Origin of the sequence: Rhodosalinus sp. (assembly GCF_046542825.1) — a bacterium.
In the GTDB taxonomy this organism is placed as follows: Bacteria; Pseudomonadota; Alphaproteobacteria; order Rhodobacterales; family Rhodobacteraceae; genus Rhodosalinus.
Genome location: NZ_JBKHAQ010000049.1, coordinates 1 through 19159, shown reverse-complemented (window position 1 = coordinate 19159; position 19159 = coordinate 1). Strand labels below are relative to the sequence as shown.

Sequence of the window (19159 nt, the reverse complement as noted above, 5' to 3'; positions counted from 1 at the left end):
TGCCTCCGTTCAAAAAGCCGCCGGGCACGGGCGCGGCGGGTCTTGCAGGGATGCTGGGGCGGGGTCGTCGCCTGGCAAGGATGTGGAACGATTTCGGTCGACCGTCGCCGTATCCGCGGGCGCCCTGAGCGCACCGGCCCGGCTCTGCGGCATCGCCTGCGCCGGCAACGGCTCAGCGCCCCTTCCAGACGGGCGCGCGTTTCTCCGCGAAGGCGCGGGCGCCTTCGAGGGCGTCGTCCGAGGTGTCGACCCGGCGCCAGAGGGCATCGTTGGCGGCCCAGAGCTCCGCCTCTGCCGTGGCGCCCGCGTCGCGTGCCAGCGCCAGGGCCGAGCGCACGGCGAGCGGCGCGTTTTCGGCGATCCGACGCGCAAGGTCGAGCGCGGTGCCGACCAGGTCATCGGCGGGCACCACGCGGTTGACGAGGCCAAGGGCATGGGCGCGGCTGGCCTCGATCGGCTCGCCGGTGAGCAGCATCTCGTTGGCCAGCACGGGTGGAATGCGCCGGGGCAGGCGGATCGTGCCGCCGCCCGCGGGAAACAGGCCGCGCTTGACCTCGGGCAGGCCGAACTTCGTGCCTTCGGCCGCCACCACCATGTCACAGGCCAGAACGATCTCGAAGCCGCCCGCAAGCGCCGCGCCCTGCACGGCAGCGATCACCGGCTTGCTGCGCTGCGCGTTGGCGAAGCCTGCAAACCGGTCTGGGTCGAGAAGCCCGGGCCGCTCGCCGGCCGCGAAGGCTGCAAGATCCATGCCCGCGCAGAAGACGCGGCCGCGTCCGGCAAGGACGAGCGCGCGCAGCGACCCGTCCTGCTCGATCTCGGTCAGCGCCGCGCGCATCGCCTTCGTCATCGCTTCGTTGACGGCGTTGAGGCGGTCGGGCCGGTTCAGCCACAGGATGGCAACATGCCCCTCGCGTTCGATCTCGATCTCGCTCATCCCCGACCTGCCTTCGTTGCCGCAGCGACAGCCATGCACGGGCGCAGCCACGCTGTCCACACGTCTTCGGCCCGCAGGGCAGTTGATCGGTCCGGTGGCGCAACCCGGGCCTGCGCTGGTCGAAGCCGAATCCCTGGCGCTGGAAGCAGGCGTCTGCCGGTGGCGGGGGCGAGGCAGACCCGATGTCCGTCCGCAGCCTGTGGCGGGCCCCGACCGCGCCGCCCTGAGCATTTCAGGCTGCAGCGCACCTCACGGCACGAAGAAGGTCGCCGTCGCCGTGGCGATGTCCTTGCCGGCGGGCTCGGCGATCAGCACGGCGCGCGCGAAGACCAGCGCCTTGCCCGCCCGCACCACCTCTGCCCGGCACAGGACCGAGTCGCCGCTGCCGGGGCGCAGGAACTGGGTGTCGAGGTTCGTGGTCGCCACGGGCCTGAGCGCGCCGAAGTGCGCGGCGGTCGCGATCACCATCGAGGTGTCGGCAAGCGCCGCCAGCGCCTGACCAGAGACGATGCCGCCGACGCGCGCAAGCTCCGGCGTGATCGGGATGCGCAACTCTGCGCGGCCCGTGCCGACCGCGACCACCCGCGGGCGCAGCGCCAGTACCCAGGGCGCAAAATTGTCCTCCAGCGCCCGTTGCGCTTCGGCCTCGTCGAACATCGCCTGCCTCCCGTCTTCGGCTGCCCCCGTCTTCGTCCGGCCGGACCATGACGCGGCGGGGCATGGTTGTCACGCTTGGCGCGCGACCGCTGCGGGGCGCTGCATCCCGTTGCCCCGTCGCACGCGTTCTGAAAGAGTGGGGCAGGATCATCCGCGACGCAGGAGAGTTCATGTCCCGTCATGCCGCCCTCGTCTTTCTCGGGCTTGCAGCCGCAGGTTGCGCTGCCGTCACCGCGATGCCGGAGCCACCGGAGGGCCGCGCGCTCTACACCGACTATTGCGCGGCCTGCCACGGCCCGACGGGCAAGGGGGACGGTCCGCTCGCGTCGGAGGGCGGCCTGCGCCCTGCGGACCTGACCCGGATCGCGGCGCGCAACGGAGGGGCCTTCCCCCGGGTCGAGGTTCTGTCCACCATAGACGGTTACACGAAGGGACGCGCGGAGGGCCCGGACATGCCGGAATTCGGCGAGTTGCTGATGGGCGAGACGGTGCCGGTGGATACCGCCGACGGGCGCCCCTCGCCGGTCCCGCGGCCGCTGGCCGCGCTGATGATCTATCTCGAAAGCATTCAGGAGGTGCCCTCGTGACCCGCTTCGCCCTGACCTTCGCCGCGCTCGTCGCGGCCAGCCCGCTTGCCGCGCAGGATCCCGAACTGGGCGAGTCGCTCTACCGCACCCACTGCGCCGCCTGTCACGGCACCGACGCGCAGGGTAACGGGCCGATGGCGCCGATCCTGACAGTGCAGCCCACGGACCTGACGGCGCTCACCTCGGCGAATGACGGCACCTTCCCCACGACGGAGGCGGTCAAACGGATCGACGGTCGCGATCCGCTGGTGGCGCATGGCAGCCCGATGCCGGTTTACGGCGACTTCTTCGAGGGCGGGCCCATGGTCGCGGTCAAGGCGCCCTCGGGCCAGCCGATCATGACGACCGAGCCGGTGGCCAACCTGGTGGCGTTCCTGCGCTCGATCCAGGACTGAGGGCCAGGACTGAAGCATCACGCGCGGCAGATGCCGCGCACTTCGGCCCCGGCCCAGGGCAGGATTACCTGCGTCTCGGCCAGCGCCGCGTCGAGGTCGCCCATCGGAATCTCGCGCGCCAGCATCTCGCGCAGTCGCGCGGTGCGTGGCGCGGCCGGGTCCAGCACGGCGCAGCAGACGTATTCCTCCATGATCGCGCCTTGCTGTTCGTAGCCGAAGTCCAGGAAATCGGCGCTTTCCTCGTCGAAGAGATAGGGGTCGTCCGAGCGAACATGCTCGGCGGCCGCGCGGAACGGGTGATAGCCGGTGCGGTCGCGCTGCTGCCACTGCCAGACATGCGTGAGCTCATGCGCCAGCAGCATCGCCTCGGCGAGGTAGAGGCGCTCTGGAAACCGCGGCATGAAGTCGGGCGCGAAGAGATCGCGGCGATAGAACACGCGGTTGAAGAGCGCGATGGCGCCGGGCGAGACCTCGACCGGCTCGCCCGCCTTGCCCGGCGGCCAGATACGCTCACGGCAGGTGGTCCTGGGGCGCGGCTGGCGCTCCCAGGTGTAGGAGCCCACCAGCGCCCCGTCATGCAGCCGGACGCGGTTCAGGTCGAGCGATTCCCCGTGCGTCAGCGCCGCGAAGGCGCGCTCGCCCTGGGTGAGCGGCCGCGCGCAGGCGGCGAGCAGAAGGCAGGCGAGGATCAGGGCGATGCGGCGCATGGCCGCGAGCATAGGGGTGCGGGGTGGGCGGGCAAGGGGCGTCGCACGGGGAACCGGGGACCGGGCTGCCGGATTGCTCCGGCATGAGCGACCCCGAGACCGAGCGCACCGTCATCGTGCACGAAACCGCCCGCCCCCCGCGCGAGGGGCTGTGGCTGGCCTTCCTCGCCGTGGCGCCCTTTCCGCTCGCGGTGCCCGCGCTGTGGCTCCTGCCCGAAGAGGCGCTGCGCGAGGCTGTGCGCCTCTGGGGCGCGGCACTGCTGCTGTTCTTCTCCGGCGTGCGCCGCGGCCTGAGCTTCCGGACCGAGGGCGGCGCGACGGTGGCGCAGATGGCGATGTTCGCCTGGCTCTTCGCCGCGGGCCTCGCGGCGCTGCTCCTTCCCCTGCACGCCGCCCTCTGGCTGCTCATCGCAGGCTTCGCCAGCCTCGGCGCGCTCGACCCCTGGGCCGCCAGCCGCGGCGAGGCGCCGCTGTGGTTCGCGGGGCTCAGGGCCGTGCAGATGCCGGTGGCCGTGGTGGGGTTGGTCGGGGTGGCCCTGGTCTGACGCGGGCTGGCCTGGCAGGTGGCGATGCGGTGCGGGGACCGTTGCTGGCGGCGCATTGCGACGGCTCCCTGGTGCTTGGAAGCGATGCCCTGCCGTTGCCGCCTGATGTAGGGTGCGTGCTGAGCACGCACCCTACGGGGCATCACACGTCCAGTTCCTCCACGAACCGCGCATTCTCCGAGATGTACTGGAACCGCAGTTCCGGCTTCTTGCCCATCAAGCGTTCGACGAGGTCGCCGGTCTCCCCCGGTTCGTCCTCGTCGATGGTCACCCGGATCAGCCGGCGGGAGGCGGGGTCCATCGTGGTTTCCTTCAGGTCCTTGGCGTCCATCTCGCCCAGGCCCTTGAAGCGGCTGACCTCGATCTTGCCCTTTCCGCCAAGGCCCTTCTTCGTCCAGGCCTCGCGCTCGGCCTCGTCCAGCGCATAGACCCGTCTGGCTCCTTGCGTGAGCCGGTAGAGAGGCGGGCAGGCCAGATAGAGGTGCCCGTGGTCGATCAGCGGCCGCATCTGGGTGAAGAAGAAGGTCATCAGCAGGGCCGCGATATGCGCGCCGTCCACGTCCGCGTCGGTCATGATGATGACCTTCTCGTAGCGCAGGTCGTCGAGGCGGAACTTGGTGCCCAGCCCCACGCCCAGCGCCTGGGACAGGTCGTTGATCTCGGCGTTCTGGCCCAGTTTGGACGAGGCGGCGCCGAGGACGTTCAGGATCTTGCCGCGAAGCGGCAGCAGCGCCTGCGTGCGCCGCTCGCGCGCGGCCTTGGCCGAGCCGCCCGCGCTGTCGCCCTCGACGATGAAGATCTCGGTGCCCTCGCGCGCGGCCACGGTGCAGTCCACCAGCTTGCCGGGCAGGCGCAGCCTGCGGGTGGCGGACTTGCGCGCCGTCTCCTTCTCCTGCTTGCGGCGCAGGCGTTCTTCGGCGCGCAGCACGAGGAAGTCGAGGATCGCGCCCGCGCTTTTCGTGTCCGCGGCGAGCCAGTTGTCGAAATGGTCGCGCACGGCGCCTTCCACCAGCTTCGCGGCTTCCGCCGTGGCGAGCCGGTCCTTGGTCTGGCCCACGAACTCGGGCTCGCGGATGAAGCAGGAGACCAGCGCGCAACCGCCGCCGGTCAGATCCTCGCGCGTGATCTGCGCGGCCTTGCGGTTGTTCGCCAGCTCGCCATAGGCGCGGATGCCCTTCAGGATCGCGGCCCAGAAGCCCGCCTCGTGCGTGCCGCCTTCGGGCGTGGGCACTGTGTTGCAGTAGGATTGGGTGAAGCCGTCCTTCGCAGGCGTCCAGTTGATCGCCCATTCCACCTTGCCCGGCGTGTTGAAGCGGCCCTGGAAATCCACCGTGCCGGCAAAGGGACGCTCGGCGTAGGTGGTGGCGCCGCCCAGCCGCTCGGCAAGGTAGTCCGAGAGGCCGCCGGGGAAGTGGAACGTGGCTTCGGCCGGCGTCTCGCCGTCGTCCACGGCGGATTTCCAGCGGATCTCGACGCCCGAGAAGAGATAGGCCTTGGAGCGCGCCAGCTTGAAGAGTCGCGCGGGCTTGAACCGGTGGCTGCCGAAGATCTCCGCATCGGGATGGAAGGTGACGGTGGTGCCGCGCCGGTTGGGGGCTGCGCCCACTTCCTGCAAGGGTCCCTGCGGCACGCCGCGCGCGAAACGCTGCTCGTGGAGCAGGCGGTTGCGCGCCACCTGCACCACCATGGAGTCCGACAGCGCGTTGACGACCGAGGCGCCCACGCCGTGCAGGCCGCCGCTGGTCTGATAGGCCTTGCCGGAGAACTTGCCGCCCGCGTGCAGCGTGCAGAGGATCACCTCCAGCGCGGATTTCCCGGGGAACTTCGGGTGCGGGTCCACCGGGATGCCGCGGCCGTTGTCGCGGATGGTGATCGACCCGTCGGCATGCAGCTCGATCTCGATACGGTTGGCGTGACCTGCCACCGCCTCGTCCATCGCGTTGTCCAGCACCTCGGCCACAAGGTGGTGCAGCGCGCGCTCGTCGGTGCCGCCGATGTACATGCCCGGGCGCTTGCGCACCGGTTCCAGCCCCTCGAGCACCTCGATCGAAGAGGCGTCATAGTCGCCGCCGTTGGCGCCGCTCAGAAGATCGTCGGCCATCGCCTGTCCTGCCCTTGTTGGGTCTGCTCGGTTGGCGCCCACTATGGCAGAGCGCGGGACCGCGGGAAAGCGGGGGCGCGGGACGCCCGGGCTCGGCTCGACCCGCGCGAGCCGGAAACGATCAGAATGCATCCGGAGCTGCGCAGGGATTGACGGCAGCGGCCCGCCGATCGCGCTGTGGCCGCCGCTTGCCCTCGTGCACCGCAGCGTCTACCTTGCCGGCATGAACCGCCCCGTCATGCTCGCGGTCGCCCTGGCCTTCGCGCCCGTTGCAGGCGGTGCGCATCCGCACATGTTCGTGGACGCCGACCTGCGGCTGGAGGTCGATTCGGAAGGGCGGATCACCGCGATCGAGGTCACCTGGACCTATGACGATTTCTCGAGCCTGATGATTCTCGAGGACCGGGGACTCGATCCAGACGGCGACGCCGTTCTGACGAAGCGTGAGCTTGCCGAACTGCGCGGCTTCGACCTGGAAATCTGGCCGGAGGATTTCGAGGGCGACGTCTACCTTCGCAATGACGAGGCGACGGCGCAGATCGGCCTGCCGCAGGCCACGGGCATCGCGGTGGAGGACGCGAAGATCGTGGCCAGCCACCGGCGCGAGGTGGAGCCCTTTCCCGCGGAAGGCACCGTGATCGAGACCTACGATCCCACCTTCTTCGTCGCCTACACGCTGAAGAGCGTGAAACTGCCGGAGCGCTGCGAGGCGCCGATCGAGCCCGTCGATGTCGAGGAAGCCGGCCGCAAGGTGCAGGAACTGGTTGGCGAGGTGGACGAGATGACCTTCGAGGTGATGGAGGTGGGCCATCTCTATGCCGACAAGGCCCGGATCGCATGCGCGGCCTCCTCCTGATCGGGCTTGCCGCGGTCGCCGGGCTGGCCGCCTGGCTCTGGCTGCTGGGCGGCGCGGGCGATGTGGCCCGCTGGGCGGCACAGGGCCAGCAGGCCGCGCAACAGGCGATGGCAGGCGCCTTGCGCAGCCTTCGCACCGGCGAGCCCGGTGCGCTGTCTGCCCTGTGGAGCGTCTGCTTTGCCTACGGGTTCTTTCACGCGGCCGGGCCGGGGCATGGCAAGCTGCTGATCGGCGGCTACGGTGCCGGCAGCCGCGTGCCGGCGCTGCGGCTGTCGGGGCTTGCCGTCGCGTCAAGCCTCGCGCAGGGCGCGACGGCCGTCGCGCTGGTCTATGGCGGGGTCTGGGCCTTCGGCCTCACGCGCGCGCAACTGACCGAGGCGGCCGAGGCCTGGCTTGCGCCGCTCTCCTATGCCGCGATCGGCGCGATCGGCGCCTGGCTGGTGCTGCGCGGGGCGCGCAAGCTGTGGCGGATGCGGCCCGCGCCCGCGCTGGCGGCAGCACGGGCGCCGCACGGCGAGGCGTGCCCCCATGACCACGCCTGCGGCCACGCCCACGGGCCCACCGCCGATGAGGCCGCCCGCGTCACCGGCTGGCGCGAAGCGGCCGCACTGATCGGGGCCGTTGCGCTGCGCCCCTGCACCGGGGCGCTGTTCCTGCTGGTGCTGACCTGGCGGATGGACCTAGTCTGGCAGGGGATCGCCGGGGTCGGGGCGATGGCGCTGGGCACGGCAAGCGTGACCGTGGCCGTGGCGCTGGCCGCCGTGACCGCGCGCGAGGGTGCGCTGGCGCAACTCTCCGAAAGCCGCGCCCTGGCGCGCGCCGTGCCGCTGCTGGAGGTGAGCGCCGGCGCGGTGATCGCGGCCCTGTCCTGGCAGATGGCGCTGCGGCTGATCTGAACGGAACCGCCCCGGCGTCCGCGCGGGCGGGGATCTCGGGACATTGGGTATTTGGGGACCATTGAAAGGGCGTGCCGCGCTGGCGCCTGTGGGGCCGACGGCCGGCCGCGGCGGGGGCCGGCGCGCTCGGCGCCGTGGGCAGCAGACGCTTGCGGTCCTGGCCGGCGCCGTCACGCCGGAGGTGGCCTTGCGGGCGCGCAGGGGCGCGCGTAGAGCGCGGGTATGGCCGCGCCCCGGATGACATATGCCGCGCACATGCGCGCGATCCTCGTCCTGGGCCTGCCGCTGGTCGGCGGGCACCTCGCACAGTTCGCGATCCATCTGACCGACACGGTGATGATGGGCTGGCACTCGGTCGAGGGGCTGGCGGCGCTGGTTCTGGCGACCGCGCTGTGGTTCACGCTGTGGATCTTCGGGGCGGGCATCGCCTGGGCCGTGATGCCGCTGGTCGCCTCGGCCGAGGCGGAGGGGGACGAGACGGCGATCCGCCGCGTCACCCGGATGGGGCTGTGGCTGTCGGTGCTCTTCGCGCTGGCCTCGCTGCCGCTCTTCTGGTTCTCGGAGCCGCTCTTGCGGCTGATGGGCCAGGCGCCGGAGCTCTCGGACGCCGCACAGGACTACCTGCGGATCGCGGGGCCGGGCATCCTGCCCGCGCTGCTGGTCATGGTGCTGAAATCCTACCTCGCCGCGCTGGGCCGCACGCAGGTGGTGCTCTGGATCACGGTCGCGGCGGCGGTGGCCAACGGCCTGCTCAACTACGCGCTGATCTTCGGCAACTGGGGGGCGCCCGAACTGGGGCTGAGGGGGGCCGCGATCGCCTCTGTCTCGACCAACACGCTGGCGCTGATCTTCTCGGCGGCCTATGCGGCGGCGGTGCTGCCGGAGCACCGGCTCTTCGCCCGGCTCTGGCGCCCCGATTGGGAGGTGTTCCGCCAGGTCGCGCGCATGGGCGCCGCAATCGGGATCACCAACCTTGCCGAGGTGGCGCTCTTTTCCTTTTCCTCGGTGATGATGGGCTGGCTGGGCACCATTCCGCTGGCCGCGCATGGCATCGCGCTGCAGATCTCCTCTGCCACCTTCATGGTGCACATGGGGCTGTCGAACGCGGCGACGATCCGGGCCGGCAACGCCTATGGCCTGCGCGACGCCGCGCATCTTGTCCGGGGGGCGCATGCCGTTCTGGTGCTGAGCGCGGTGGCCGTGGGGGCCACGGTGGTGCTGTTTCTTGCTGCCCCCGGGCCGCTCTATGCGCTGTTTCTCGACCCGGACGAACCCGCGCGGGCGGAGATCATGCAACTGGGCGCGCTGCTTCTGGCGATTGCCGCGCTTTTTCAACTCGTCGATGCGGCGCAGGTCATGGCGCTGGGACTGCTCCGCGGCGTGCGCGACACCACCGTGCCGATGGTCATGGCGGCGGTCAGCTACTGGGCAATCGGCATCCCCGCGGCGCTGGTCATGGGCTTCCGGCTGGGCTGGGGCGGTGCGGGCGTCTGGCTGGGCCTGACGCTGGGGCTGGCCTGCGCGGGGGTGCTGATGATGGCGCGCTTCTGGGGCCGCGCGGTGCCGCGGCTGCGGGCGGGCGCGGCGCCCGAGGGCGCGCGGGCCTAATCCTTCGGTGCGAGCCGTTCGGCCTTGCGGCGCACCAGGACGGTGCGGAGGTCGTGCATCGCCATGAGCAGGTCGTCGGTGACGGCCTCGAGGTCGGAATCGCCGGCGCGGCTCTGTGCCCATTGGGCGGTCAGGTTCAGATGGTCGATGGTGCGCCGGATGTCGTCCAGCTGGCGCGCGGCCAGCACCGCCTCGCGCTCCGCCATCCAGGCGCGGATCGCGGCGTGATCGGCCTCGGTCAGCTCGCGCCCGCCCTGCGGCTTGATCTTGCCGTTGCTCGTGTTCGCCACGGCGATGGGTTCCATCTCGAGCCGGCGATGCCGGTTCCCGGATTCGATGCGGAACACCAGCGCGCCGTTCTCGCGCACGCGGAAGAAATACTCCGGCAGCTCCATCAGTGCATCCCGGCGACGAAGGCGGCGATCCGCGTGCAGGCGTCCTCGAGCGCGGCATCCGAGGCGGCGTAGCTCACGCGGAAATGCGGGCTGAGGCCGAAGGCCGCGCCGAACACCGCGGCGACGCCCTGTTCCTCCAGCAGCGCATCGGTGAAATCCTGGTCCGTCCCGATGCGCCGCCCGCCCGCCGTCGTTCGGCCGATCAGCCCGGCGATCGAGGGATAGACATAGAAGGCGCCCTCCGGCAGCGGGCAGTCGATGCCGGGGATCGCGTTCAGCCGCGCCACCACCATGTCGCGCCGCCGGCAGAAGGCCGTCCCGGCCTGGGCGATGCAGTCCTGCGGCCCTTCCAGCGCGGCGACCGCGGCCCATTGCGACAGCGACGCGGGGCAGGTCGTGCTTTGCGACTGGACCTTGCGCATCGCCGCGATCAGCTCTGCCGGACCACCGGCATAGCCGATCCGCCAGCCGGTCATCGCATAGGCCTTGGAGACGCCGTTCATCGTCAGCGTGCGGTCGCGCAGGCGCGGCTCGACCTGAACGGGCGTCACGAAATCGAAGCCGTCGTAGGCGATATGCTCGTAGATGTCGTCCGACAGGACCCAGACATGCGGGTGCCGCATCAGCACCTCCGTGAGCGCGGCGAGTTCGGCGCGCGAATAGCCGGCACCCGAGGGGTTCGAGGGCGAGTTGAAGAGAAACCACCGCGTGCGGGGCGTGATCGCGGCCTCCAGCGCCTCGGCGCTCAGCTTGAAGCCCTGCGCCATCGGCGCCTCCACGATCACCGGCTCGGCGCCCGCAAGCCGCACGATGTCGGGGTAGCTGACCCAGTAGGGGGCCGGGATCACCACCTCGTCGCCGGGGTTCAGCGTGGCCATGAGCGCGTTGAAGAGCACCTGCTTGCCGCCGGCGCTCACCGTGATCTCGGAGGGCTTGTAGTCGAGCCCGTTCTCGCGCCGGAACTTGGCGGCCACCGCCTGTTTCAGCTCGGGGATGCCGTCGGGCGCGGTATATTTCGTTTTTCCCGCCTCGAGTGCCGCAATCGCGGCGTCCTTGACATGCCGGGGCGTGTCAAAGTCCGGCTCGCCGGCGCTGAGCGAGATGACGTCGCGCCCCGCCGCCGCAAGCTCGCGCGCCCGCTGGGTGGCCGCAACGGTAGGCGAGGGCCGGACGCGGGCGAGGGTTGCGGAAAGCGGGATCATGGGCGCACCGGTTTGAAGGCGGATCGCCCATGTCTTAGGCTGGCGGTCGAGCGATGATCAAGCGGCTTGCGCCGCGAAGGGAGAGACAGATGAACGAGGACTCGCTGGGGCCCGCAGACTGGTACGGCCCCGATGCCGCCACCTTCGGTGACCGCGTAGCGGCCGCGCGCGAGCACGCCGGCATGACGCAACAGCAACTCGCCCGCCGGCTGGGGGTGAAGCTTTCGACGCTGCGGAGCTGGGAGGACGACCTGAGCGAGCCGCGCGCCAACCGGCTGTCGATGATGGCGGGCATCCTCAACGTCTCGATCATGTGGCTGTTGACGGGCGAGGGCGACGGGCTGGAAGGCCCCGACGATGTGGCAGAGGTGCCGCCGGAACTGGGCCGGATCCTCGCCTCGATGCGCGAGATGCGCGGCGAGCTGAAGCTGGCGTCCGACCGGCTGGCGCGGCTGGAAAAGCAGCTGCGCCTCGCACTCAAGGAGGGCGGTCGATGACCGCCGAGGATCGGGAAACCCGTCTGCGCCGGCTGAAGATCCGCTCGATGCGCCGCGGGATCAAGGAGATGGACCTGATCCTGATGCGCTACTTCGAGGCGCGGCGTGACACGATGGGGCCAGATCAGCTCGATGCCTACGAGGCGCTTCTGGAAGAGAACGACCAGGAACTCTATGCGTGGGTGTCCGGGCAGGTCAGGCCGCCGGAACGTCATGCAGGGCTCGTCGCGGACATCCAGAGCGTGCTGCCGGCGGCCGAATAGATTGCATTCTAGGCGCTATCGGCATGGTTTAACCGCTTGTTCGGCCTTTGTCGTCAATGTCGCCCGCATTACCGAGGCGGAGAGCGACCAAGATGAACATGACCACGCCCTTCCCGGACGGGATCGACCGCGGTTTCATGGTCGGCTATCTCGACACACTGTCGCTGGTCGAACGGCTGCACCGATTGCTTCTCGACGTCATCAAGGACGAATTCGAGCGGCTGGGCGTGCTCGAGGTGAACGCGGTGCAGGCGCTTCTGCTCTTCAACATCGGCGACAACGAGGTGACGGCGGGCGAGTTGAAGAGCCGCGGCTACTACCAGGGCTCGAACGTCAGCTACAACCTCAAGAAGCTGGTCGAGGCGGGCTATATGCACCACAAGCGGTGCGAGATCGACCGCCGCGCGGTGCGCGTGCGGCTCACGCCGAAGGGGCAGGAGATCCGTCGCATCGTCGCCGCACTTTTCGCCCGGCACGCGGACGGGCTGCACGCGAAGGGCGTGCTGGGTCCGGCCGGGCTGGAAGAGATCACCTCTGCCCTGCGCCGGGTCGAGCGCTACTGGAGCGATCAGATCCGCTACATCTACTGAGGAGGCCCCGCAATGGGCCTTCGCCTCCGCGGCGAGTGGTGCGCGACGGATGCCATCCCGCCGCGCGCGTGGCTGGCGCGGCCGCATGACAAGAACCCCGCGTCGCCGCAGCCGGGATCGGCGCTCCGGCAGCCCTTCGTCTGCGGCAGCGTGTCGCGATTCGCCTGTTGCCTTGCCGGGACGAAGCCGTTCTACTGGCCATGGTCGCTTTTGGCCGGCATGCCTCCGGTCCGCAGAAAGCCTGAAACCATGCGACCGCTTTCCTCACCTTTTTGACTGCTCGAGAGGTCCGTCATGACTCGATCCGCATCCCGTGGCCCGCTACACCCCGCAGCTGGACTCTATGCAAGAGAGGTGCGCGAGGGCCGCCTGTCGCGGCGCGAGTTTCTGACGCGCGCCACCGCGCTGGGCGTCTCGGTGCCCTCGGCCTATGCGCTGATCGGGCTCGACACGCCCGCCGCGGCGCAGCCGGCGATGCAGGAGGGCGGCACGCTCCGGATCGAGAGCACCGTCAAGGCGCTCAAGGATCCGCGCAGCTATGACTGGCCGCAGATGTCGAACTTCACGCGCGGCTGGCTGGAATACCTGGTGGAATACAACCGTGACGGCAGCTTCCGCGGTATCCTGCTGGACTCCTGGGAGGTGAACGAGGACGCGACCGAATACCTGCTCAACCTGCGCCCTGACGTGACCTGGAACAACGGCGAGCCCTTCACCGCCGAGGACGTCGCCTACAACATCCGCCGCTGGGCCGAGCGCAACGTCGAGGGCAACTCGATGGCCAGCCGCGTCTCGTCGCTGATCGACGACGAAACCGGCGAGGCGCGCGAGGGCGCCATCGAGGTGGTGGACGACCTGACCGTTCGGCTCACCCTCGACACCCCCGACATCACGCTGATCGCGGGCTTTTCCGACTACCCTGCCGCCATCGTGCCGCAGGGCTTCTCGGGCAACCCGCTCGACAATCCCGTGGGCACCGGGCCCTACATGCCCGAAACCTTCGAGGTCGGCGTGCGCGCCGTGATGGTGAAGAACCCCGACCACGAGTGGTGGGGCAAGGGCGTGATCGGCGAGGCCGCGCTCGACCGGATCGAATACATCGACTTCGGCACCGACCAGGCCTCCATCGTGGCTGCCGCCGACTCGGGCGAGGTGGACATGCTCTACGAAAGCCTGGGCGACTTCATCGAGATCCTCGATGGCATCGGCTGGGTCAAGTCGGAAGCGGTGACCGCCAACACCCTCGTCATCCGCGCCAACCAGCAGGCCGAGGTGGACGGCGAGACGCCCTATGCCGACGTGCGCGTGCGCCGCGCGCTGGCGCTGGCGGTGGACAACGCGGTCTGCCTGTCGCTGGGCTACTCCGACCGCGGCACCGTGGCCGAGAACCATCACGTCTGCCCGATCCACCCGGAATACGCCGACATCGGCCCGTCGGAGTTCGACCCCGAGGCCGCCGCCGCGCTGATGGCCGAGGCCGGCATGGCCGACTATGAGCACGAACTGATCTCGATCGACGACGACTGGCGGCGCAACACCTCCGACGCGGTCGCGGCGCAGTTGCGCGATGCCGGCATCAAGGTCAGGCGCACGATCCTGCCGGGCGCAACCTTCTGGAACGACTGGGCGAAATATCCCTTCTCGACGACCGACTGGGCACAGCGCCCGCTGGGGGTGCAGGTGCTGGCGCTGGCCTATCGCTCGGGCGAGCCCTGGAACGAGAGCGGTTTCGCCAGCGAGGAATTCGACGCGGCGCTGGCAGAGGCGCTGTCGATCGCCGACGCCGACACGCGGCGGCAGACGATGGAGCGGCTGGAGACGATCATGCGCGACGAGGGCGTGGTGATCCAGCCCTACTGGCGCTCGACCTACCGCCACTACCGCGAAGGTGTGGTGGGCGCCGAACAGCACCCGACCTTCGAGATTCACGTCTACAAGCTGGGCCTCGCGGCCTGAGCCGGTGGGGGCGTGCCGGGGTCGGGTCCGGCGCGCCTCGCGCCCCGTCACCGGGCCGCCAGTGCCCGGCCTTCGAGTTCGCGCAGCAGCTTGCGGGTCATCGCGCGGCGGAAGTCATGATAGCCAAGCGCGGTCTCGACGAAGGCGTCGGGGCCGCGGATCACCTCGGTGCGGAAGTAGCTGGACAATTCGCCGATCGGCACCTGCCGGCGGTCGATCCAGTCCTCGCCGTCGCCCCCCACGACCAGCGCGTTGACGGTGATCCGCCCCAGCGCGCCGCCCAGTGCCGCGGGGTCGGGGCCGGTGTTGGACTTGCCGTCGCCCGAGATGTCGATCACCTGCCGCCAGCAGGCCGGGCCGCGCGACACAAGCGCCTCGCCGTGCAGGAGCGCCTCGCCGATCGCGGTCGCGCCGGGCTCGAGCGCGCGGTCCGTCGCGCGCAGGTGCGCGACCACGCGCGTCAGGGCTGCCGGGTCGGTCACCGGCGTCCAGTCTAGCACCAGCCGCTGCGCGCCGGGTCCGCTCCATTCGTAGGCCGCAAGCGCGACGGGCGTCTCGGGGTGCGACAGCAGGATGTCAGCCACCGCCGCGTCCTCGAGCGCCGCCGCCAGCCCGTCGAGTTGCAGCCGGTACTCGCGGCCGTCCACGGACTCGGAGACGTCGAGCGCCAGGGCCAGCGCGAGCCGACAGGCCGCCTCGGCCGGCAGCGCCAACGCAGCGAAAAGCGCGGCCAGCGCCGCCCTCATTCCTCCGCGCGCCCGATCGCCATGCCGCCCAGCTCGCGATAGAGCTTGCGCTCCATCGCGCGTCGAAAATCGTCGTAGTCCTCGGCGAACTCGACGAAGGCGCCCGGTCCATGGCGCAGATCGAACATGTAGTAGTCCAGCACCTGCGGGTCGTGCCCGCCCACGGCAAGGCCATTGACCGTGATGCCGGCGAAGGGAAAGTGGCGGTAGGCATGCATGGGCTCGAAGCCGTCGTTGCCGATCCCGTCGCCGGAGACGTCGAGAACCCGCTGATCGCAGGCCGGCCCCTCGGCGAAGAGAGTGCTGGCATATCCCAGCGCATAGCCGACCGCCGTGGGAAACCGCGAATAGCTGCGCGGCGCGGCGCGGATGGTGGCGGCGACGCTCTCGATCGTCGCGTCGCTGTCCAGCATCGTCCAGGGCAGGATCACCTGCTGCTGGCTGCGGCCGGACCATTCGTAGACTCCAAACGCCACCTGCCCCGGAGCGCCCGACAGGATCGCGGCGCGGATGTCAGGCGCCATCAGCGCGGCCGCCAGCCCGTCACGCTGCAGCCTGTGTTCCTGCGCATCGACGGAGCTGGAGACATCGAGCGCCAGAAGCAGCGCGAGCCGGCATTCCGCCGCACCCGCTCCGCCGGCCCAGAGACCGAACAGCAGGGCAAGCGCCCTTACCAATGGCCCGTGTTCTCCATGCTGGCCCAGGGCTCTTCGGGCGGCTTCGCCTCGCCGCGCTGCAGAAGCTCGACAGAGATGTTGTCAGGCGAGCGGACGAAGGCCATGCGCCCGTCGCGCGGCGGGCGGTTGATCGTCACGCCGTTGTCCATCAGATGCCGGCACATGGCGTAGATGTCGTCCACCTCGTAGGCGAGATGCCCGAAATGCCGGCTGTCGGACGGCAGCCCCTCGTCCCCGTCCCAGTTGTAGGTGAGTTCCACAGGACACTCTTCCTGGCCCGGCGGTGCCATGAAGACCAGCGTGAAGCGGCCCTGTTCGCTGTCCATGCGGCGCGTCTCCTGCAGGCCGAGCAACTCGTAGAACGCCTTGGACTTTTCCAGATCCTTCACCCGGACCATCGTGTGCAGGTAGCGGATCGTCATGCCTGGCCTCCTTGTCCGAACACGTCCCGGGCAGCATAGGGCAGACGGCCGCCGTGTCGAGACGCCGGTTCAGAAGGCAGAACGCCAGCCGATCTCCAGCCCGATCTGTTCCGTGTCGTAGAGCGCGACGCTGGACCGGTTGCGCGTGCCCCGCAGCGTGAGCGCCGGGATGAAGCCGTGGTATTCGACCGCGGGCAGATCGGCGGTGATCTCGAACGCGATTTCCGTGTCGTCGCGGCCCTGCGTCCCGAAAAAGCTGCCCTCGTAGGTCTCCCGTGCCAGGGTGACCCCCATCGCCAGGTCGAGGCCCAGCACGGGCCGTGCCAGCGCCATCCGCGCGTCCGCCTCCAGCCGGTCGTAGTCGCGCGTTGCCGCATCCGACCGGCTTGCCGTGGCCGCGACCGACAGGCGGAGCCTGTGTCCGCCGGACAGAACATGCGCGGTTCCCGTCGACAGCCGCAGCCTGTGGCTGTCGGCGGTGGCGCCCTGACCCTGCTGCGTTTCCGCGAAAAGCGCCAGATGCACCGCGGTGCGCCGATCGAGCGCCCAGTGCCGTGTGCCCGCGGCCTGCACGAAGCGCATATAGGGGTCGCCGCCGTACCAGGTCTGTCCAAGCGTGGCGGAAACCTGTGCGGGCAACCGGGCGTTCCCGGGGCGCCATTCCTGCGCCAGCGTGACGGCGAGCGAGCCGAAGGCGAAATCGCTTCCGCTCGCGTCGGGTGCCTGGTCGCGGGCCGCTTCGCTCAGCCGGTAGGTCCGGTAGTTCGCGCGGAACGTCACGTCCGTGCGGTCGCCGCGGGCCGATCCCGCGATCCTGTATCGTGTGGAAACACCGGTGGCGATTTCCGTCCCCGACAGCGCGCGCGCCTGACCGGCCAGGCGGAAATCGAAGGGAAGGTTGTAAAGGCGGGTGGTGGACCGCGCGCTGCCGCCGTTGACGTTCGAGCTGGGCGCGACAGAGAAACTCAGCTCGGTCGCCCAGGGATTGCGCGCGCGGACATAGCGGAAATCGCGGATCGCCCGCTGCCGTGCTGCCGGGGTGGGGGCCGTGTGTGCGGCGCGCCGCAGCCACCATTGCGCCTGCGTGCGCCGCCCGGAGGTCGCCAGCGCCTGTGCCGTCACAAGCGCCGCGGCATGCCGGTCGTCCGCCGCATCGGCGCTGCGCCAGGCCTGGCCCCCCGAGCGCCGCGCGAGTCCCGTGTGCCCCAGATCGCGCGCGGCGCGCGATCTCAGGATCAGGGCGTCGACATCGCGTCGGTCGCGGTCGAGCAGCGCCTCGGCATAGCTCAGTGCAAGCTCGGGGCGGCCGCGTTCCTGGGCTGTGGCGGCCAGGCTGCGCAATTCGCCGGCCGACACCGCGACGGTGTCGGCCGTGGCCGCGGGAGCAGGCATCGCGCCGGCAAGGATCAGGGCTGCAAATGCCCGGATCAGGCGGTGTGCCTGCACTTTAGCGCTCGGCAATAAATCCTCCGGTTTCCCGGACGTTTCCGGTGCCGAGGACCAGGTCGGGGCTTTCGACGACAATGGTGCCGACGATCTCGTCCGGGTTCTCGCCGGCCAGAATTGCGTTCAGGCTACCGTCCTCGTGTTCCTGAACCTCGCCGTCGCCATCGACATAGGTGCTGAAGACCTGCGCCGTGATCTCGCCGTTGCCGTCGATCGTGTTGTTGCCGATCACCAGCCGGATGTCGGGAAGGCCGGGATCGTCGGGAAAGGGCCGATCGGCCTCGTCCGCCAGCGCATCCAGCCACGCGCGGGTGACGTCGTTGCCGTCCACGTCGAAGATGCGCCGGTCTTTGACAGTGCCCTTTATGGCGTCCTGCGTGAAGTCGCCGTTGAAATCCTCCCAGTCGACATCGAGCTCGATGACGCCGGTCGCGTATTCCAGGCCGTTGCGGCTGTCGAAGTCGCGCAACGCCGCATAGTCGCCGCTGAAGGTCGCCTGCAGCGTGCTGGGAAGCGTCACGTCCCCGTTGCGCTGGTAGGCCCACCCGCCGAAGCCGTAATTCTGGTAGTCCGCAACGCGCACCAGGACCACTTCGGTCAGGCCCGAGGCGCTGCGCTGAAAGACCGCCTTGTGCGAAAGCTGATCGATCGCCTCGCCGCTCACCGGGTCGGTCACCGTCTCGTCGTTCTCGTAGACGGCGAAGGGCCCCTGTGCCCCCGCGGGTCCAAGGCTGCCGACGTCGTCGTCGCGCTCATAGGTGTTGTCGCCGTCGAAGGGCAGGTTGTCGATGTAGAAGCTGTCGCTGGAGGCGTCGTAGCGCGGTGCCTCGATGAAGCCGTTTCTGCCGCCGTCGCGCCCCTCGTAGCGGACGATCGACGTGCTTGGGGTGGGATTCGGGGTGCCGGGCGGCAGCTGGCGATCGTCGTCGCCGATCGGATCGGTGGGCTGTCCGCTGTCCGCCGTATCCGGCTCTTCGGTCGGGTCTTCGGCGGGGGCTTCGGGCTCCGGATCGAAGGGGTTGGAGCCTTCGCCGGTGCTGCAGGCGGCAAGCAGGGCGAGCGCCAGAAGAAGCGTCACTGTCCGTGTCATTTTGGTCTGCCTCGGTGGATAACCCCGTTTTGACAGCAGGGTCAGAAGCTTCGTGCCCGAAGTCAATGTGGACGCTCACTCTGCAGCCGAATTCTGTCGAAACTGCGGCGGATTTGCCTGCACCTGATGTGGTGGTTTTCCGCGCAGGAACCGCGATATATCGTGTCGCAACGACTCATCTGGTGGTGGAGGATTCGCCCATGCCGCTCACGCCCGAGCAGGAAGCAGAGATCGCGCGGCAGCGCGCAACCCCGCGCCAGACCCTGCGCGCCGTCTCCGAGGGGATGGAGACCCATCTCTACACCGCCTACCCGGTGCTCGACCACGGCTTTGTCCGGGTGATCGACTACATGGGCGACGACGCGGCGATCGTGCAGGCGGCGCGCGTGAGCTACGGGGCCGGCACGCGGCACGTCTCGAACGACGAGGGGCTGATCCGCTATCTGATGCGGCACTGGCACTCGACCCCCTTCGAGATGTGCGAGATCAAGCTGCACGTGAAGCTCCCCGTTTTCGTGGCGCGGCAGTGGATCCGCCACCGCACGGCCAACGTGAACGAATACTCGGCGCGCTACTCGATCCTGGA

22 protein-coding genes are annotated in these 19159 nt (G+C 69.8%); 11 read left to right on the top strand and 11 right to left on the bottom strand.

Features of this window, described 5'->3' with window-relative positions:
* Nucleotides 1-172: 172 nt before the first annotated feature.
* A complete protein-coding gene (locus ACLFOB_RS08330; RefSeq protein ID WP_410925775.1) occupies nucleotides 173-937 on the bottom strand; it encodes a crotonase/enoyl-CoA hydratase family protein in 765 nt (254 codons plus the stop codon).
* Between the two features lie 249 nt (nucleotides 938-1186).
* Nucleotides 1187-1594, bottom strand: coding sequence for a PaaI family thioesterase (locus ACLFOB_RS08325; protein ID WP_410925774.1), 408 nt, complete (start codon nucleotides 1592-1594; stop codon nucleotides 1187-1189).
* Nucleotides 1595-1764: 170 nt separating this feature from the next.
* On the opposite strand from ACLFOB_RS08325, the gene ACLFOB_RS08320 reads away from it, so the two are divergent.
* Together ACLFOB_RS08320 and ACLFOB_RS08315 are read left to right on the top strand one after the other, a co-directional pair.
* Nucleotides 1765-2181 (top strand): c-type cytochrome, encoded by a 417-nt coding sequence (locus ACLFOB_RS08320; RefSeq protein WP_410925773.1) that lies wholly within the window; start codon nucleotides 1765-1767, stop codon nucleotides 2179-2181.
* Nucleotides 2178-2576, top strand: coding sequence for a c-type cytochrome (locus ACLFOB_RS08315; RefSeq protein WP_410918324.1), 399 nt, complete (start codon nucleotides 2178-2180; stop codon nucleotides 2574-2576). The genes ACLFOB_RS08320 and ACLFOB_RS08315 overlap by 4 nt, the downstream gene beginning before the upstream one ends.
* A 17-nt stretch (nucleotides 2577-2593) precedes the next feature.
* Here ACLFOB_RS08315 and ACLFOB_RS08310 read toward each other — a convergent pair whose 3' ends face one another.
* A complete protein-coding gene (locus ACLFOB_RS08310) occupies nucleotides 2594-3283 on the bottom strand; it encodes a hypothetical protein (protein ID WP_410918323.1) in 690 nt (229 codons plus the stop codon).
* 83 nt (nucleotides 3284-3366) lie between these two features.
* Here ACLFOB_RS08310 and ACLFOB_RS08305 point away from each other — a divergent pair, with 83 nt between their 5' ends.
* On the top strand, nucleotides 3367-3828 hold the full coding sequence (locus ACLFOB_RS08305; protein WP_410918322.1) for a hypothetical protein: 462 nt from the start codon (nucleotides 3367-3369) through the stop codon (nucleotides 3826-3828).
* Nucleotides 3829-3970: 142 nt separating this feature from the next.
* On the opposite strand, the gene parE is transcribed toward ACLFOB_RS08305, so the two are convergent.
* Nucleotides 3971-5929, bottom strand: coding sequence for a DNA topoisomerase IV subunit B (gene parE, locus ACLFOB_RS08300; protein WP_410925772.1), 1959 nt, complete (start codon nucleotides 5927-5929; stop codon nucleotides 3971-3973).
* A gap of 238 nt (nucleotides 5930-6167) precedes the next feature.
* Between parE and ACLFOB_RS08295 the strand changes: the two genes are divergently transcribed.
* From ACLFOB_RS08295 to ACLFOB_RS08285, 3 genes are all read left to right on the top strand, one after another.
* Nucleotides 6168-6785: a DUF1007 family protein gene (locus ACLFOB_RS08295; RefSeq protein WP_410925771.1), complete on the top strand. Its 618-nt coding sequence runs from the start codon at nucleotides 6168-6170 to the stop codon at nucleotides 6783-6785.
* Nucleotides 6767-7681 (top strand): nickel/cobalt transporter, encoded by a 915-nt coding sequence (locus ACLFOB_RS08290; RefSeq protein WP_410925770.1) that lies wholly within the window; start codon nucleotides 6767-6769, stop codon nucleotides 7679-7681. Before ACLFOB_RS08295 ends, ACLFOB_RS08290 begins: the two co-directional genes overlap by 19 nt.
* Before the next feature lie 222 nt (nucleotides 7682-7903).
* Nucleotides 7904-9289: an MATE family efflux transporter gene (locus ACLFOB_RS08285; protein ID WP_410925769.1), complete on the top strand. Its 1386-nt coding sequence runs from the start codon at nucleotides 7904-7906 to the stop codon at nucleotides 9287-9289.
* Here ACLFOB_RS08285 and ACLFOB_RS08280 read toward each other — a convergent pair.
* Together ACLFOB_RS08280 and ACLFOB_RS08275 are read right to left on the bottom strand one after the other, a co-directional pair.
* A complete protein-coding gene (locus ACLFOB_RS08280) occupies nucleotides 9286-9684 on the bottom strand; it encodes a hypothetical protein (RefSeq protein ID WP_410925768.1) in 399 nt (132 codons plus the stop codon). The two genes, ACLFOB_RS08285 and ACLFOB_RS08280, sit on opposite strands and share 4 nt — an antisense overlap.
* Nucleotides 9684-10886, bottom strand: a complete 1203-nt coding sequence (locus ACLFOB_RS08275; protein ID WP_410925767.1) for a pyridoxal phosphate-dependent aminotransferase — start codon at nucleotides 10884-10886, stop codon at nucleotides 9684-9686. The genes ACLFOB_RS08280 and ACLFOB_RS08275 overlap by 1 nt, the downstream gene beginning before the upstream one ends.
* Before the next feature lie 89 nt (nucleotides 10887-10975).
* On the opposite strand from ACLFOB_RS08275, the gene ACLFOB_RS08270 reads away from it, so the two are divergent.
* From ACLFOB_RS08270 to ACLFOB_RS08255, 4 genes are all read left to right on the top strand, one after another.
* Entirely contained in the window at nucleotides 10976-11383 is a 408-nt protein-coding gene (locus tag ACLFOB_RS08270; protein WP_410918288.1) for a helix-turn-helix domain-containing protein, read from the top strand.
* Nucleotides 11380-11646 carry a succinate dehydrogenase assembly factor 2 gene (locus ACLFOB_RS08265; protein WP_410918287.1) on the top strand — a complete coding sequence of 89 codons (267 nt, stop codon included), beginning with the start codon at nucleotides 11380-11382 and terminating at the stop codon, nucleotides 11644-11646. Before ACLFOB_RS08270 ends, ACLFOB_RS08265 begins: the two co-directional genes overlap by 4 nt.
* A gap of 92 nt (nucleotides 11647-11738) precedes the next feature.
* On the top strand, nucleotides 11739-12236 hold the full coding sequence (locus ACLFOB_RS08260; protein WP_410918286.1) for a MarR family winged helix-turn-helix transcriptional regulator: 498 nt from the start codon (nucleotides 11739-11741) through the stop codon (nucleotides 12234-12236).
* A gap of 294 nt (nucleotides 12237-12530) precedes the next feature.
* Nucleotides 12531-14192 carry an ABC transporter substrate-binding protein gene (locus tag ACLFOB_RS08255; protein ID WP_410925766.1) on the top strand — a complete coding sequence of 554 codons (1662 nt, stop codon included), beginning with the start codon at nucleotides 12531-12533 and terminating at the stop codon, nucleotides 14190-14192.
* Nucleotides 14193-14239: 47 nt separating this feature from the next.
* Here the strand turns inward: ACLFOB_RS08255 and ACLFOB_RS08250 are convergent, their stop codons facing one another.
* The 5 genes from ACLFOB_RS08250 to ACLFOB_RS08230 all read right to left on the bottom strand — a co-directional run bounded on the left by ACLFOB_RS08250 (nucleotide 14240) and on the right by ACLFOB_RS08230 (nucleotide 18639).
* Nucleotides 14240-14938, bottom strand: a complete 699-nt coding sequence (locus ACLFOB_RS08250) for a DUF1194 domain-containing protein (protein WP_410925765.1) — start codon at nucleotides 14936-14938, stop codon at nucleotides 14240-14242.
* Entirely contained in the window at nucleotides 14935-15615 is a 681-nt protein-coding gene (locus ACLFOB_RS08245) for a DUF1194 domain-containing protein (protein ID WP_410925764.1), read from the bottom strand. The genes ACLFOB_RS08250 and ACLFOB_RS08245 overlap by 4 nt, the downstream gene beginning before the upstream one ends.
* The gene (locus ACLFOB_RS08240; protein WP_410925763.1) at nucleotides 15609-16037 is read right to left on the bottom strand and encodes a VOC family protein; all 429 of its coding nucleotides are present in this window, start codon (nucleotides 16035-16037) and stop codon (nucleotides 15609-15611) included. The genes ACLFOB_RS08245 and ACLFOB_RS08240 overlap by 7 nt, the downstream gene beginning before the upstream one ends.
* Nucleotides 16038-16106: 69 nt before the next feature.
* Entirely contained in the window at nucleotides 16107-17483 is a 1377-nt protein-coding gene (locus ACLFOB_RS08235; protein WP_410925762.1) for a surface lipoprotein assembly modifier, read from the bottom strand.
* A 1-nt stretch (nucleotide 17484) separates the two neighbouring features.
* On the bottom strand, nucleotides 17485-18639 hold the full coding sequence (locus ACLFOB_RS08230) for a hypothetical protein (protein ID WP_410925761.1): 1155 nt from the start codon (nucleotides 18637-18639) through the stop codon (nucleotides 17485-17487).
* A gap of 134 nt (nucleotides 18640-18773) precedes the next feature.
* Here ACLFOB_RS08230 and thyX point away from each other — a divergent pair.
* The coding region (gene thyX, locus ACLFOB_RS08225; RefSeq protein WP_410925760.1) for an FAD-dependent thymidylate synthase at nucleotides 18774-19159 on the top strand (386 nt) is incomplete at its 3' end.

Excerpts from the sequence above, each read along its gene's own strand:
- ACLFOB_RS08330 (WP_410925775.1), bottom strand. The coding sequence starts at position 937 with ATGAGCGAGATCGAGATCGAACGCGAGGGGCATGTTGCCATCCTGTGG.
- ACLFOB_RS08325 (WP_410925774.1), bottom strand. The coding sequence starts at position 1,594 with ATGTTCGACGAGGCCGAAGCGCAACGGGCGCTGGAGGACAATTTTGCG.
- ACLFOB_RS08320 (WP_410925773.1), top strand. The coding sequence starts at position 1,765 with ATGTCCCGTCATGCCGCCCTCGTCTTTCTCGGGCTTGCAGCCGCAGGT.
- ACLFOB_RS08310 (WP_410918323.1), bottom strand. The coding sequence starts at position 3,283 with ATGCGCCGCATCGCCCTGATCCTCGCCTGCCTTCTGCTCGCCGCCTGC.
- ACLFOB_RS08305 (WP_410918322.1), top strand. The coding sequence starts at position 3,367 with ATGAGCGACCCCGAGACCGAGCGCACCGTCATCGTGCACGAAACCGCC.
- parE (WP_410925772.1), bottom strand. The coding sequence starts at position 5,929 with ATGGCCGACGATCTTCTGAGCGGCGCCAACGGCGGCGACTATGACGCC.
- ACLFOB_RS08295 (WP_410925771.1), top strand. The coding sequence starts at position 6,168 with ATGCTCGCGGTCGCCCTGGCCTTCGCGCCCGTTGCAGGCGGTGCGCAT.
- ACLFOB_RS08290 (WP_410925770.1), top strand. The coding sequence starts at position 6,767 with ATGCGCGGCCTCCTCCTGATCGGGCTTGCCGCGGTCGCCGGGCTGGCC.
- ACLFOB_RS08285 (WP_410925769.1), top strand. The coding sequence starts at position 7,904 with ATGGCCGCGCCCCGGATGACATATGCCGCGCACATGCGCGCGATCCTC.
- ACLFOB_RS08280 (WP_410925768.1), bottom strand. The coding sequence starts at position 9,684 with ATGGAGCTGCCGGAGTATTTCTTCCGCGTGCGCGAGAACGGCGCGCTG.
- ACLFOB_RS08275 (WP_410925767.1), bottom strand. The coding sequence starts at position 10,886 with ATGATCCCGCTTTCCGCAACCCTCGCCCGCGTCCGGCCCTCGCCTACC.
- ACLFOB_RS08270 (WP_410918288.1), top strand. The coding sequence starts at position 10,976 with ATGAACGAGGACTCGCTGGGGCCCGCAGACTGGTACGGCCCCGATGCC.
- ACLFOB_RS08265 (WP_410918287.1), top strand. The coding sequence starts at position 11,380 with ATGACCGCCGAGGATCGGGAAACCCGTCTGCGCCGGCTGAAGATCCGC.
- ACLFOB_RS08260 (WP_410918286.1), top strand. The coding sequence starts at position 11,739 with ATGAACATGACCACGCCCTTCCCGGACGGGATCGACCGCGGTTTCATG.
- ACLFOB_RS08255 (WP_410925766.1), top strand. The coding sequence starts at position 12,531 with ATGACTCGATCCGCATCCCGTGGCCCGCTACACCCCGCAGCTGGACTC.
- ACLFOB_RS08250 (WP_410925765.1), bottom strand. The coding sequence starts at position 14,938 with ATGAGGGCGGCGCTGGCCGCGCTTTTCGCTGCGTTGGCGCTGCCGGCC.
- ACLFOB_RS08240 (WP_410925763.1), bottom strand. The coding sequence starts at position 16,037 with ATGACGATCCGCTACCTGCACACGATGGTCCGGGTGAAGGATCTGGAA.